The 14786-nt window shown below is 33.0% G+C and carries 16 protein-coding genes; 1 reads left to right on the forward strand and 15 read right to left on the reverse strand.

From position 1 onward, the window contains the following. Positions 1-34: 34 nt before the first annotated feature. The 15 genes from BUB32_RS08395 to rpmH form a co-directional block, all read right to left on the reverse strand. Positions 35-907, reverse strand: a complete 873-nt coding sequence (locus tag BUB32_RS08395) for a diacylglycerol/lipid kinase family protein (RefSeq protein WP_072969003.1) — start codon at positions 905-907, stop codon at positions 35-37. Positions 908-926: 19 nt separating this feature from the next. After that, positions 927-1430, reverse strand: a complete 504-nt coding sequence (locus BUB32_RS08400) for a DUF4446 family protein (protein WP_072969004.1) — start codon at positions 1428-1430, stop codon at positions 927-929. A gap of 19 nt (positions 1431-1449) precedes the next feature. Beyond that, positions 1450-2592 carry an aminotransferase class V-fold PLP-dependent enzyme gene (locus tag BUB32_RS08405; protein ID WP_072969005.1) on the reverse strand — a complete coding sequence of 381 codons (1143 nt, stop codon included), beginning with the start codon at positions 2590-2592 and terminating at the stop codon, positions 1450-1452. 547 nt (positions 2593-3139) lie between these two features. Then, the gene (locus BUB32_RS08410; protein WP_072969006.1) at positions 3140-4000 is read right to left on the reverse strand and encodes a ParB/RepB/Spo0J family partition protein; all 861 of its coding nucleotides are present in this window, start codon (positions 3998-4000) and stop codon (positions 3140-3142) included. Between the two features lie 23 nt (positions 4001-4023). After that, positions 4024-4791 (reverse strand): ParA family protein, encoded by a 768-nt coding sequence (locus BUB32_RS08415; protein ID WP_072969007.1) that lies wholly within the window; start codon positions 4789-4791, stop codon positions 4024-4026. Positions 4792-4910: 119 nt separating this feature from the next. Beyond that, positions 4911-5717: a nucleoid occlusion protein gene (gene noc, locus BUB32_RS08420; protein ID WP_072969057.1), complete on the reverse strand. Its 807-nt coding sequence runs from the start codon at positions 5715-5717 to the stop codon at positions 4911-4913. A gap of 102 nt (positions 5718-5819) precedes the next feature. Continuing rightward, positions 5820-6266 carry an NUDIX domain-containing protein gene (locus BUB32_RS08425; RefSeq protein ID WP_072969008.1) on the reverse strand — a complete coding sequence of 149 codons (447 nt, stop codon included), beginning with the start codon at positions 6264-6266 and terminating at the stop codon, positions 5820-5822. 501 nt (positions 6267-6767) lie between these two features. Beyond that, entirely contained in the window at positions 6768-7490 is a 723-nt protein-coding gene (gene rsmG / locus BUB32_RS08430; RefSeq protein ID WP_072969009.1) for a 16S rRNA (guanine(527)-N(7))-methyltransferase RsmG, read from the reverse strand. Next, the gene (mnmG, locus tag BUB32_RS08435; RefSeq protein WP_072969010.1) at positions 7471-9372 is read right to left on the reverse strand and encodes a tRNA uridine-5-carboxymethylaminomethyl(34) synthesis enzyme MnmG; all 1902 of its coding nucleotides are present in this window, start codon (positions 9370-9372) and stop codon (positions 7471-7473) included. The genes rsmG and mnmG overlap by 20 nt, the downstream gene beginning before the upstream one ends. 8 nt (positions 9373-9380) lie before the next feature. Further along, positions 9381-10763, reverse strand: coding sequence for a tRNA uridine-5-carboxymethylaminomethyl(34) synthesis GTPase MnmE (mnmE, locus tag BUB32_RS08440; RefSeq protein ID WP_200773869.1), 1383 nt, complete (start codon positions 10761-10763; stop codon positions 9381-9383). A 94-nt stretch (positions 10764-10857) separates the two neighbouring features. Then, positions 10858-11478 carry an RNA-binding cell elongation regulator Jag/EloR gene (jag, locus tag BUB32_RS08445; RefSeq protein ID WP_072969012.1) on the reverse strand — a complete coding sequence of 207 codons (621 nt, stop codon included), beginning with the start codon at positions 11476-11478 and terminating at the stop codon, positions 10858-10860. 1 nt (position 11479) lies between these two features. Further along, the gene (locus tag BUB32_RS08450) at positions 11480-12100 is read right to left on the reverse strand and encodes a YidC/Oxa1 family membrane protein insertase (RefSeq protein ID WP_072969013.1); all 621 of its coding nucleotides are present in this window, start codon (positions 12098-12100) and stop codon (positions 11480-11482) included. A 17-nt stretch (positions 12101-12117) separates the two neighbouring features. Continuing rightward, positions 12118-12327: a membrane protein insertion efficiency factor YidD gene (gene yidD, locus BUB32_RS08455; RefSeq protein ID WP_042834380.1), complete on the reverse strand. Its 210-nt coding sequence runs from the start codon at positions 12325-12327 to the stop codon at positions 12118-12120. After that, on the reverse strand, positions 12324-12674 hold the full coding sequence (gene rnpA / locus BUB32_RS08460; protein ID WP_072969014.1) for a ribonuclease P protein component: 351 nt from the start codon (positions 12672-12674) through the stop codon (positions 12324-12326). The genes yidD and rnpA overlap by 4 nt, the downstream gene beginning before the upstream one ends. Before the next feature lie 36 nt (positions 12675-12710). Next, positions 12711-12845 carry a 50S ribosomal protein L34 gene (gene rpmH, locus BUB32_RS08465; RefSeq protein WP_003867410.1) on the reverse strand — a complete coding sequence of 45 codons (135 nt, stop codon included), beginning with the start codon at positions 12843-12845 and terminating at the stop codon, positions 12711-12713. A gap of 508 nt (positions 12846-13353) precedes the next feature. On the opposite strand from rpmH, the gene dnaA reads away from it, so the two are divergent. Then, positions 13354-14685: a chromosomal replication initiator protein DnaA gene (gene dnaA / locus BUB32_RS08470; protein ID WP_042834378.1), complete on the forward strand. Its 1332-nt coding sequence runs from the start codon at positions 13354-13356 to the stop codon at positions 14683-14685. Positions 14686-14786: the final 101 nt, after the last annotated feature.

Genomic DNA, 14786 nt, shown 5'->3' on the forward strand with positions numbered 1-14786 from the left:
TCCTGAGAGTCTAACGCAATATACTCTATTAAATTTACAGAGTGCATAATTTTATTGCATCTTTCTCCACTTTTATTTCCAGGTTTTTGATATATAATATTTCACCATCGACAGTAACAGGTACTTCTCGATCTGCCTCTATTTCTACTTTTTTTGCTCTATAAACTTCTACAATTTTAAGTTTAGTATGAGTTCCAAAAAGAACTAAGGGCAATAAAACCAATAATTTAATTTTACTTATTTTGTCAACAATCATGACATCTAAATAGCCATCATTAGGATCGGCATTCGGCAAAAGCTTTAAGCCGCCTCCATAATAGCTTAAAACTCCCGCTGCAAAAATTGTTATTTCTCTATTTAACTCTTTATCATCCATTCTTATTTTTACAGAATAGGGCTTGTATTTAAAAAGGACATTTAAAAGGGCAGTTAAATAAACCCATATTCCAGATAAAAACTTTTTAAACCGCACAGCCATTGCCGCTGTTTCAGAAGCAATGCCTGTGCTTGTAATATTTCCAAAAGTTAATATATCGTTTATCACAGCTCCGTCTATAATTTTAATATTACCCATTATAAGCACATCAATAGCCTTTTCTAACTTTTTAGGTATGTGGAAAAATCTTGCAAAATCATTTCCTGTCCCTACAGGAATAATTCCTAATATAGCCTGTGTACCTTTTATTCCATTTACTACTTCAAGTACAGTACCATCTCCTCCTACTGCCGCCACAACTTTAAATCCACTAAGAGCTGCTTTTCTCGCTAATATTTTCCCTTCCCCTGTATATTTTGTTATAAAAATTTTGTAATCGATTAATTTCTTTTTCATGATCCTCCTAATTTCTGGAATCTTCCGATAGGCCCTTCCTCCACCCGCCACTGGGTTCACAATAAACGCAATCAAGGTTATTACTCCCTGTTTTTTACAAAGCTTTTCTTTTGGCTCTTTCTATAGCTTGTACTTCTTCAGCAGAAAGAGGATATTTAGATTGCCCTCTTTCAATAGGTTTTGCAAAAGTAGCCGTCTCATTCCTTCCGTATATTCCAGACAAAACAATACCATTGTCATTGCTATCTAATAGGGCAATAGAAAAGCTTAAGTCAGAACCCACATCAGGAAAAGCATTATACCGCACTATTCCCACTTTTTTAATTGCTGTTTTTCCTTCTTTGTCTAAAGAATTTAAATCAATTCTTAACTTGTCTAATTTGTTTTTTATCTCTTCATTCTCTGTAAGGATTCTAGAAAAAATATCAAAGACATCTCCTTTTTCCAATGTTTTAATTACCTTATTATAAGTCCTGTTTAATCTTAAAAATTTCCCATTAATTATAAGTATAAAAATTAATTCTATAATTGATAAAACTGATAAAAACAGGATAATCATCGTAGCATTTTGAGAAATAATGTCTAAAAAGTTTTGCATAAGTTTCTCCTCCAATTCGTTAGAATGTTTTTCGCGAAATTATTTCAATAGCTTTTATAGCTTTTTCTACTTCTTCTTCAGTGTTAAAATAGCCAATTCCAAATCTCAAAGTGCCAGTCATTAGTGTGCCAATTGTTGAATGGGCTAATGGAGCACAGTGTAATCCTGCTCGAGTAGCTATGTCAAAGTCTCTATCCAAAATATAACTTATTTCTCCTACATCTCTATCTTTTAACGTTATTGAAACTACTCCAACTCTTTCTTCTATTTCGTGTGGACCATATATTTTAACTTCTTTTATTTGCTCAAATCCTTCTATCAATACTTTAGTAAGCTTTTTTTCATGTTGATATATAGCATTTACACCTATGTTTTTTACAAATTTCACCGCTTCTTTTAGTCCTGCAATCCCTGGAGTATTAGGAGTACCACTTTCTAACTTGTCTGGCATTAAATCAGGTTGATACATTGACTCTGACTTACTTCCCGTTCCCCCTTCTTCAAGAGGCAATACATCTATACCTTCTCTTACATATAATCCTCCTGTACCTTGAGGGCCGTACAATCCTTTGTGGCCAGGAAAAGCTAAAAGGTCGATGTTTTGTTTTTCTACATCTATAGGCAATATTCCAGCCGTTTGGGCTGCATCCACCAAGAAAATTAAATTCCTTTCCCGGGCAATATTTCCTATTTCCTCAATAGGCATTATTGTACCTGTCACATTGGAAGCATGGGTTATGGCAATCATTTTTGTTTTTGTTGTAATTGCTTTCCTTATATCCTCAGTGTCAATCTTTCCTTCCTCATTTGCTTTCACGATTGTAACTTCTATCCCCTTTTCTTTCAACGCCATAAGAGGTCTTATCATAGAATTATGCTCCATACTAGAAGTTATTACATGATCACCTTCTTTCAAAAGGCCCTTTAACGCAATATTCAAAGCTTCTGTTGTATTAGATGTAAATACCACTCTCATAGGGTCTTTAATATTGAAAATGCTGCATATCTCTTGCCTAGCTTCAAAAATGACCCTTCCTGATTCAAGTGCCATTTTGTGTCCGCCTCTTCCAGGGTTTCCGCAGTTTCTTAAAACTTTCTCTACTTCCCTATACACTCCATCGGGTTTAGGCCAAGAAGTAGCAGCATTATCAAAATAAATCATAGTCCTATCTCCTTTAAATTAAATCTCCAGATATTATAATATATGCAAACCTCCTCTTAGAGTTCTAACTATATTTTATATTTATTTTTTCACATTAGCAACAAAAAACTAATTAAAGTGTGTGGCAAAAGTTAATAGGTAAATAATATGCTGACATTTTGCACGTACCTAATTAAATTCCTCGTTTTGCTTTAAAAGTGGTAAAATTGTTGCAAAATTGGATAAAATTAGAAGCCTCCATAAAAATAGGAGGCTCAGTTTATTGACAAAGTTAAAAAATATTCAAAGGAGATATTTTGCATCGTCGCTCCGATGTTCTAAAACGACAAAACATAAGCTTCCCCTTCGAGCTCCGGCAGGGTACCGGCCACATTCGACCTCCTTGTCTTAGTGCCAGCCTCCGCCATCCATGGCTTCGGCCCTGCCTCCACCCTCAGTCTTGCTAAGTTTTGTTAGCACTTTGTAACAAGTCGCATCGATTGCGAAATATCTCCTTTACGAAAGTTTGTCTACAGTCTGAAAAGCCTCCATAAAAATAAGAGGCTTTTTAGCCCTTTCCATAAAGGATTTCAACAATTCTTGTCAAATCTTCCTCACTGTAATATTCTATTTGTATAATTCCTCTATCTTTACTTCTTTGTGATATCTTTACTTTTGTTCCCAAAAAACTGCACAAACCATCTTCTATTTCTTTAATATGTACATCTATTTTGTTTGATTTTGTCTTTTGGGAGTTTTTTTCATTTTTTCGTAAAAGATTTTTCACCAAGTTTTCTGTTTCTCTTACGTTTAAATTTTCTTCAGCAACTTTTTTTGCCGCTTCATACTGTAAACCTTTATTTGGTAAAGAAAGTATAACTTTTGCGTGACCTATCGTTATATCTCCTTCAACTAACATTTCTTGTACTCTATCGTCGAGATTTAAAAGCCTTATGCTATTTGCAATTACCGAACGGCTCTTGCCAATTTTTTTAGATATCTCTTCCTGTGTAAGATTAAATTGTTCTATCAATGCTTTATATGCTTTTGCTTCTTCAATGGGATTTAAATCCTCCCTTTGTAAATTTTCGATCAAAGCTATTTCCATGACCTGTAAATCATCAAAATCCCTCACAATTGCTGGTATCTCAGAAAGTCCCGCAATTCTGGCAGCTCTCCAGCGTCTCTCCCCTGCTACTATCTGATATCCAGAATCTACTTTTCTTACTATAATTGGCTGAATAACTCCATTTTGTTTAATAGATTCTGCTAATTCTTTTAAACTATCTTCATCAAATTGTTTTCTCGGTTGGTATTGATTGGGATGAATATAGGCTATATTTATCGTTTCTACACCTTGGGATTCCTCTGTACGATATTCCGGTATAAGAGCTTGTAATCCTCTGCCTAACCCCTTTTTGCCCGCCATTTCACCACCACCTTCGTAATTTTTTATATTCCTGCCCTTTCTATCACTTCTACTGCCAATTCATCATATGCCTCTGCTCCTTTAGAATTAGGGTCATATAGAGAAATCGGTTTTCCAAAACTTGGTGCTTCACCTAAACGAATATTTCGTGGAATAATTGTTCTATAAACTTTGTCTTTAAAAAATTTTTTCACCTCATCTACCACTTGTATAGATAAATTTGTCCGAGCGTTAAACATTGTAAGAACTACACCCTCTATTTCTAATTTAGGGTTCAGACTCTTTTTTACAAGATTGATTGTACTCATAAGCTGGGTAAGTCCTTCCAAAGCATAATATTCGCATTGAATTGGAACAATTACTGAATCAGCAGCGGTAAGAGCATTTATAGTCAAAAGTCCAAGTGATGGAGGACAATCTATTAATATATAGTCAAATCCATCTTTAATTGAATCTACAGCATTTTTTAATTTATATTCTCGTGAAAGCATAGGAACTAATTCGATTTCTGCTCCTGCCAATTGAATACTAGATGGAATAATTGAAATTGTTAAATCACGCAAAGGTATTATTGCATTTTTTATGTCTTCATCTTCAATCAGCACTGTATATGTAGTGTGCTTTAAAGAAGCTGGGTTTATCCCAAAGCCACTCGTCATATTACTTTGAGGGTCTATATCTATGCATAAAACTTTTTTACCTTGTGTTGCTAAAGAATATCCTAAGTTTATGGTTGTAGTAGTTTTACCTACACCACCTTTTTGATTTGCAATAGCAATAACCTTACCCATTCCTTCACCCCCTTTTGCATACAAATACCTCTTTAAGGATGCTAAACTTATATGTCTATTATATCATTGTTTATATCAATGTTCCACATGGAACATTATCAAAGGGGGTGAAAAAGCTTTTACTTTTTTGAAATTTTGATTACAAACTCTATATATTCTTCCTTATCATTTTCAATATACTGCGCCGGCACACCGGATTTTTTCATTAAATCTACAGCTTGTTTTACTGTATTTACAAAAATTCTTATGTCTTTATAAAATTTCATCATTTTTTTGTTTTCTTTTTTTACTTCTTCCGGTTGCTTTGTTATTTTGTCTATCATGTCTTGTATTAATTTTTCTGTTTGACTTACATTTAATTTTTTCTTTGTAATTACATCTAGTGCCTTTTTTTGCAACTCTTCATCAGGAAGTCTCAAAAGTGCTCTGGCATGTCGCTCCGTTAAGTCATTTTCCAATAGTTGTTCTTTTATCTCTTTGCTAAGCTTCAAAATCCTTAATTTATTAGCAATAGTTGATTGGCTTTTACCCAAAATCTTTGCTAATTGTTCCTGTGTTAGATGGTGATCGTTTATTAGGTTGTAATATGCTTCTGCCTCTTCAATAAAATTGAGATTTTCTCTTTGTAAATTTTCAATTAAAGCTAAAACAGCCGAATCTTCATCTTGCGCATTTATAATTATTGCTGGTATCTCTGCAAGACCTGCCAATTTAGAAGCCCTTAACCGCCTTTCCCCCGCTACTAACTCATAAAAATTATTGTGCACCATTCTCACAGTAATGGGTTGCAATACTCCATAAGCTTTAATTGATTCTGATAATTCTTGTAAATTTTTTATATCAAAGTTCTTTCGAGGCTGATATGGATTGGGCCTTATTGAATCAATAGGCAGATAACAAATTTCTTGTGTTTTACCCTGTACCACTTTTACACACCCCGCTCTTAAAACAATTAAAAAATTCTTCCACAATATATATTCGACATATAATGTAAATTTCCTCCTTAAATTCAAATATATTGTTAAAAATTATAAAAAAGTTTCGGGAACAGGAATAAGATTTTTAAAAAAATTCTCTTGCTGTATAAGCTCAGCCAATTTTTGAGGATAAACTTGATAGTTTTTCAAATCCTTAAGTTCAATCCATTTTACCTCTTTTAAAACCTGTTTCTCTTTAGGTAATTCAGGGTCACTTCCTAATGTCAATCTTCCTCCAACAATAGAAGAATAAAAATATGTTACATAGTAAATATCATATTCCTGAATATAGCAGACACCATTTAACTTAATGTCATAACCTGTCTCTTCTTTACATTCTCTTATAGCAGCATCTGCTACTGATTCATTTTCTTCAACTCTACCCCCTGGAAAAACCCATGCTATTTCCTCCCCTTCTTGATGTTTTACTAAGAGAACTCTTCCTTCTTCAACAATGACAACTCTCGCTACTAAAAAGCTCGCTCTAAATTTTAACATTTTTTTCCCTCATTCCAAGAATGGTAAGTTATTTGGAATATTTATATTAAAATTATACCACAAAAATTTTTATAAAAATAAGAAACAGTCTAAAAGTAATTTTAGACTACAGCTTGTTGACAAAGTTAAAAAATTTTAAAATAGGATATTTTGCATCGTCACTCCGATATTTCAAAGCGACAAAACATAAGCTTCCCTTCGGGCTCCGGCAGGGTACCTACGTCAGGTGGCAGCCATGCCTTAAGGTGCCCGCCTCCACCCTCGGTCTTGCTAAGTTTTCCGGCACTCAAGTAAGTATGCTTGTTTTTCTATTTTTGCTTTATAAACTTTCTTACTTGAGTGCCGGGCCGCTTTGTCACAAGTCACACCAATTGCAAAATATCCTAGTTTTGAAAGTTTGTCTACAGGAGAGAAAGATAGCGATTTTAAGCTGCCACAAAACAAGCCTTAGGCACGGTTTAGAAACGAGAACATATACTCGAGCATATTTATCCTTTCATTTTATAAAGGAGATCTTTGTATAGCATTTGCTCTTCTAGGATACTTTGTAGGACATTTATCTGTTTTTTTGATAATTATTAAGTGATGTAATATATCACTATAAGGAAGTTTAACTTCCTCTATTTTTTCAATTCTTCCTTTTAATTCTTTTAAAGCTTTTTGACTATTTTTTATTTCCTCTTTAATCTCTCGGCCTTTTAAAGCAATAAAATAACCATCTACTTTTACAAAAGGAAGAGTATATTCCAATAAAATATTTAAAGGTGCCACAGCTCGTGCCACGGATAAATCAAACTGCTCTCTAAATTTTATATCTTTGCCTATATCTTCAGCTCGTCCGTGAATTAATTCTATTTCATTTATATCCAATTTATTTATAACTTCTTCTAAAAAAATAATTCTTTTTTTGGAAGAATCTAAAAGAGTAGCTTTTAATTTAGGAAATACAATTTTTAAAGGAATAGAAGGAAAACCAGCCCCTGTACCAACATCTATAATTTTTTCGTCCCCTTTTATTTTTTCACTCTTAATCGCAGATAAACTATCTAAAAAATGCTTAATTACAACTTCACTTTCTTCTGTAATTGCCGTTAAATTCATCTTCTGATTCCATTCCAATAAAAGAGCATAATATTTTTGGAAATGTTCCACATGGAACATTTCCAAAAATATACCCCACTCTTTAGCTCCTTCAATTAGCATATCAACCGATTTGTTCTTCATCGCCTTTATTTCTCCTTAATTGCTCCATAAAAATTAAAAGCACAGAAATATCTGCAGGTGAAACTCCCGAAATACGAGAAGCCTGTCCAATTGAAGTAGGCCTTATTTTTGTCAATTTTTCTTTTGCTTCATTGCTTAAACCATGAATTTGATAATAATCAATATCATCTGGAATTTTTTTGTTTTCTAAAGCTTTAAAATGGTCAACTTGTCTTAGTTGTTTCATTATATATCCTTCATATTTAATATTTATATCTATTTGTTCAGCCACACTATCTAAAATATCATGGGACCTGTTTTTATCCAAAAATTCAACAGACTTATAATCAATTTCAGGTCGCTTTAGCAAAGTATAAAGGTCAACTCCTGTAACTAAAGGAGTACTTCCTTTAGAGATGAGAAAATTGTTGACTTCCTCAGAAGGTCTTACCATGACACCAGGAAGTCTTTGCATCTCCTTTTCTAACTGAATCTTCTTCTTTAAAAATTTTCCATATCTTTCTTCTGTTACAAGGCCAATTTCATACCCTATCTCTGTCAATCTAAAATCTGCGTTATCTTGTCTTAATAAAAGTCTATATTCTGCTCTCGAAGTAAGCATCCTATAAGGCTCATTTGTACCTTTTGTCACTAAATCATCAATTAGCACTCCTATATAAGCTTGAGACCTATCTAAAATTACAGGAGGTTTGTTTAAAAGCTTCATAGCAGCATTTATTCCCGCCATCAAACCTTGAGCAGCTGCTTCTTCATATCCAGATGTGCCATTGACTTGTCCTCCAAAGTATAATCCTTCAATTTTTTTAGATTCTAAAGTAGCTTTTAATTGCGTTGGGTCTATACAGTCGTATTCAATAGCGTAAGCTGGCCTCATCACTCTTACATTCTCAAGACCGGGAACAGTCCTCAAAAATTCAAGTTGTACATCTTCGGGCAAACTAGAAGACATACCTTGTACATACATTTCATAAGTATTTAGTCCTTCTGGTTCAATAAAAATTTGATGCCTTTCTTTATGGGGGAATTTTACAACTTTATCTTCAATAGAAGGACAGTATCTTACTCCTACCCCTGTTATTTCTCCACTAAAAAGAGGAGAGCGGTCAATATTCGCCATTATTATTTCATGAGTTCTTTTATTAGTATAAGTAAGCCAACAGGGTAACTGTTCTATTTCGATTTTATCATGCATATAGGAAAAAGGAGTAATTACTTCATCCCCTGGCTGTATTTCCATCTTGGAAAAATCAATACTTCTTTTATCAACTCTTGCAGGAGTACCTGTTTTAAATCTCATCAACTTAAAGCCTAATCTTTTTAAAGTCTCAGAAAGCTCATTAGCTGGAAAAAGTCCACTAGGCCCACTTGCAAAACTCACATCGCCAATTATAACTCTTCCTTTCAAGAAAGTACCTGTAGTAATAATACAAGCCTTACATTTATATATCGCACCTAATTTTGTTACAACCCCTGTAACTTTGTTATCTTCTACCAAAATGTCTACAATTTCCGCCTGTTTTATATCAAGGTTTTCTTGTCTTTCTAAAGTGTACTTCATGTTTGCTTGGTAAAGTTTTTTGTCAACTTGTGCCCTCAAAGACCTTACAGCAGGGCCTTTACTTGTATTCAAAGTGCGAATTTGTAGTAGCGATTTGTCTGTATTTATAGCCATTTCTCCACCTAAAGCGTCAATCTCTCTCACCAACTGGGCTTTGGCAGGGCCTCCGATAGAAGGATTACAAGCCATCAAAGCAATAGAATCTAAGTTTACAGCAAAACCTACCGTTTTAAGGCCCAACCTTGCACAGGCGAGAGCAGCTTCACTGCCCGCATGTCCCAGCCCTACCACTGCAACATCGTATTCACCTGCAATAAAATTCATACATTCACCTACTTTCCCACACAAAATCTCTCAAAAATTTCATTTATTAAATCCTCAGTTGCCGTCTCTCCAGTAATTTTACCTAATTGGTCAAGAGCAGAATGCAAATCAATTGTAATTAGGTCTTCACTATACCCCCTTTCGATAGCATTAACACAGCTTTCTATATAACTTTTAGCATTGATAAGTGCTTCTTTGTGCCGCGAATTTATGACTATTTCATCTTCACTCACACTTATGTCTCCTCTAAACACCAAATTATAAATGGTGTTTTCTAATTCTTCCAACCCAATTTTTTCAACAGTCGAAACCTCTATTATTATACCATCTTTGGTAAGATTTTTTAATTCTTTTTCATCAATTTTTTTAGGTAGATCGATCTTATTCAGCACAAATATGATGTTTTTACCTGTTAAAATATCGAAAATTTCATAGTCCTCTTTAGTTAACTCTCTTGAGGAATCCAGCACAAACAATATTAAATCTGCTTCACCCAGAACTTCTTTACTTTTAGCAACCCCTATTTTTTCCACCAATTCGTCTGTATCTCTAATTCCTGCTGTATCAATAAGTTTTATTGGAATACCCTTTACATTAACATATTCTTCAATAATATCCCTGGTAGTTCCTGGTATATCTGTGACAATAGCTCTATTTTCTTTTAATAAAGCGTTTAAAAGAGATGATTTACCAACATTCGGTTTACCAATTATGGCAGTTTTAAGTCCTTCTCTTATAATCCTTCCACTTTCAGAAGATGCTATAAGTTTATCGATATCTTCCACTATTTCCTTAGAAGTTTCTAACATTTCTTTTCTCTCTAGTTCCTCCACATCCTCTTCAGGAAAATCTATTAAAGCTAAAAGATGAACTAACAGACCCATAATTTTATCTTTAATTTCCTTTATTCTACTTCCCACATATCCAGCCAACTGTTTCTGGGCGTATTTATTAGCAAGCATAGTCTTAGCGCTAATTATATCTATAACTGCTTCGGCTTGAGATAAATCAATTCGCCCATTTAAAAAGGCTCTTTTTGTAAATTCCCCTGGTTCGGCCAAACGAGCACCTTGTTTTAATATTAATTCCAAAATTTTAGAGGTAATTACTATACCTCCATGACAATTTACTTCAACTATATCCTCTTTTGTATAGGTATTAGGTTTTTTCATGATAGATACTAAAACTTCGTCATATACTTCTTCTGTTTCAGGGTCTACTATATGTCCATAATGTAAAGTATGACTTTTTACCTTTTTTATATCTTTGGGCTTATAGGGCTTGAAAATTTTTGAAATTATTTCTAAAGCATCATCACCACTTATTCTAACTATTCCAATTCCTGCTTCCCCTGGAAAAGTGGAAATAGCTGCAATTGTATCAAAAACCATTTTCATCACCAACCAAAAAATTATCTTATAAAATAATATACCAATATTTTTGGCTTTTCAATCACAAATATAAAAAAATCCCCTTGACAGGGTATTATTTTAAAGCTATTATAACTCTTCTGTTAGGCTCCTCTCCTTCACTATAAGTCTCTACATAAGGATGGTCCTGCAAAGCCATGTGAATTATTCGTCTTTCATTAGGGCTCATCGGCTCTAACTCAATGCTTTCTTTTGTCTCCATTACTTGTTTGGCTAATTTTTTTGCAAGCCTAATTAGAGTCTCTTCCCTTCTTTTCCTATAATTTTCTGCATCTAATATAATTCTTCTATATCTATCATATTCTCTATACTTGCTGGCAACAATATTTACAAGATATTGCAATGAATCTAATGTCTCTCCCCTATGACCTATCAGCAACCCTACATTTTTTCCATATAAATTAAACTTTATAGTATCCTCATCTTCTTCTATATCAAATTTAACATCTAATTTCATCGCTTCAATTACTTGTTTTAAAAAATTTCTAGCACTCTCCTTTACTACATCTTTTAAAATCACTTTAACTATTGCCTGCTTGCTTATAAGACCTAGAAAACCTTTACCCCCTTCATCTAACACTTCTACTTCTACCATTTCCCTCGGTACACCAAATTCCTGCAAAGCAAGATTTACAGCTTCTTCCACCGTCTTGCCTGTCCTTATAAGCTCTTTCAACTTATGATTCCCCCTTAGCAGTATTGGTCTCTCTCATAAAAATATACTGCTGCACTATTTGAAATATATTACTTGTAACCCAATATATTCCTATACCTGCTGGCAAAGAAACAGTTACCCACCCCATAAAGATTGACATCATTATATTCATAGAATTTTGACTTTTGTCCGTTGCTATCATGGCAGAAGATATATAAGTAGTTACAGCAGCTAAAATAGGAATTATATAATAAGGGTCCTTTTGCGCAAGACTATGCATCCATAAAAAAGAAGCAGTTGAAAAAGCCGGATAAGTTCTAAGCATCGCAAAAAGTGGCCACAATATTATCAAAGGCAAAAGCATAGGTAAACATCCGCCAAAGGGATTTACTTTCTTCTCTTGATACAATTTCATTGTTTCCATATTTAATTTTTGAGGGTCTTTAGCATACTTCTTCTGAAGCTCCTGCACAAGAGGCTGTATTTCTTTCATCTTTTTCATCGTACTCATTTGCTGCATATAAAAAGGCAAAAGAAGTATCCTTATTAAAATAGTAAAAATAATTATAGCAATACCATAATTTCCTACATAATGATGTATAAATTCTAACAATTGTCCTAAATACATAGCAATTGTTGCCATAATATACCTCCAAAAGTTTATTTTACAGGGTCATATCCCCCAGGATTAAAGGGATTGCACCTTAAAATTCTCCAAATAGACATAATCCCGCCTTTTAAAAGTCCATATTTTGATATTGCTTCTATAGAATATTGAGAACAAGTTGGATAAAATCTACAGGTCCTTGGCTTCATAGGCGAAATATATTTTTGATACACCTTAATTAAAAAAATAACAACATTTTTCATTTTTCATTCCCCGCATAAATAGGTGTTTTCATAATTAATTTTTTAATAGAACTTTTTAAAGTGTGAAAATCAGCCTCTACAATTTTCCCTCTTGCGACAAAAATTATATCAAAACCTGTTTTTAACTCAATATCTAAAAGTCTAAAACTTTCATGTAAAAGCCTTCTAACTCTATTTCTTACAACACTTTTACCTATTTTTTTACTCACTGAATAGCCAACTCTATTAAAGCCCAAATTATTTTCCATAAAATACATTACAATTAACTGATTAGCAACAGATTTGCCATTTGAATAAACCTTTTTAAATTCATAACTCTTTTTAATTTTTACAATCTTGTTACTCATTTATACCTCCGGATTGTAAAAAAGGCCCTAAAGGCCTCACGCTGTCAATCTATGTCTACCTTTTTGTCTTCTTCTTTTTAAAACATTGCGACCACTTTTGGTAGACATCCTCTTTCTAAAACCGTGTACTTTTTTTCTATGTCTTTTTTTGGGTTGATAAGTGCGAAGCATTGCCACACCTCCTAAAACCTAAAAAATGCTATAAAAATTATAACGTTAATTAAGGAGGATGTCAACAAGACTTTTTAAAATAAGAAAATTATCAACAACCTAAGAATTATCTACACCCAGCTGTAGACAAAATTATTTTTCTTATTGATAATCTGTTGATAATTTGTTATTATAAAATTAAACTGTTGATAACTTAAATAAATTGTAGCCACAAAAATAACAACTTATTCACATGTTGTTGATAAATTTGTGGATAAGTTGTTATTTCAATGTTAGTTTTCTTATTCATTATACTTATAATGTAGGTATTTTAATTTTTTTATCTATTTTTTTATTAAAATATTTTTTATCAACAATATATGTATATGTGTTTTTGCAAAAGTTATCAAATTAAAAAATTCACAAAATCAAATCTAATTTACTAACAACCAAATTAAACCGATATATATTATACCACCCTTTTAAATAAGTTATCCACATTTTATTGATGGGCTTAGGAGGTCATACAATGTATGGAGATCATCGCCAAACATGGGAGAGGATAGTGGAAGTCATAAAAAGTGAGCTTACCCCCACCAGCTATAACACTTGGTTAGTTCACATAAAACCATTAGCAATCATTGATGATGTACTATTTTTAAGTACCCCTAACACTTTTACAAAAAATATAATAAATGGAAGATATATAAATATCATCTATGATGCTGCTTCAAAAGCCTCAAATAAACTATACAACATAAAAATATTGTCAGAAGACGAAGAAGAATATAGAGAAATTAAAGAATCTATCGAAAAAGAAAACTTAACTGAATCCACTACTCTTTCCACCCTAAATCCAAAATATACTTTTGATACTTTTGTAGTTGGAAACAGCAATAAACTTGCTCACGCTGCATGTCTTGCAGTAGCTCAAGCTCCTGCAAAAGCGTATAACCCTTTATTTATTTATGGAGGAGTGGGTTTAGGTAAAACCCATTTAATGCATGCAATAGGGCACTTTATCAATAAACATCAAAGTGGTTACAAAATAATGTACGTTACGTCAGAAACGTTTACAAATGAGCTGGTTAACTCCATAAAAGACGACAAAAACGAAGAATTTAGAAACAAGTACAGAAACATTGACGTCCTTCTAATAGATGATATTCAATTTATAGCAAAAAAAGAACGAACTCAAGAAGAATTTTTCCATACTTTTAACACTCTTTACGAAGCCAACAAGCAAATAGTTATCTCCAGTGATAGACCACCAAAAGAAATTCCAACTTTAGAAGAGAGACTAAGGTCAAGGTTTGAATGGGGTTTAATTGCGGATATACAGCCACCAGATTATGAAACAAGAATTGCAATACTTAAGAAAAAAGCTCAATCAGAAAATCTAAATATACCCGACGAAGTTTTAGCTTATGTGGCAGAAAAAATCCAATCAAACATAAGAGAGTTAGAAGGAGCGTTAATAAGAATCGTAGCTTTTTCAAATCTTACAAAATCTAATATAGATTTAGAATTAGCTAAGCATGCTTTAAAAGAAATTGTATCCAATAAAACGAGAGAAATAACTGTAAAACTCATACAAGAAGAAGTTTGCAAGTACTATAACATAAAACTAGAAGATTTCAGGTCCCGCAAAAGGACAAAAAACATAGCTTATCCGCGGCAAATTGCAATGTACTTAGCGAGAGAACTGACAGATTTATCTCTTCCAAAGATAGGAGAAGAATTTGGAAAAGACCATACTACTGTAATCCATGCCTATGAAAAAATCTCTAGTGAAATAAAACAAGATGAACTTCTCTCAAGGCAGATTGAAGAACTTAAAAAGAGAATAAAAGGTTTTTAACATATAAACAGGGATAACCCTGTTTATATGTTTTAAAATTTTTTGTCTGTGAATATTGTTAATAATTTTAAATAATTGTCCAAAAGTTATTCACAGACAAT

This window comes from Thermoanaerobacter uzonensis DSM 18761, from assembly GCF_900129115.1.
Lineage (GTDB): Bacteria > Bacillota > Thermoanaerobacteria > Thermoanaerobacterales > Thermoanaerobacteraceae > Thermoanaerobacter > Thermoanaerobacter uzonensis.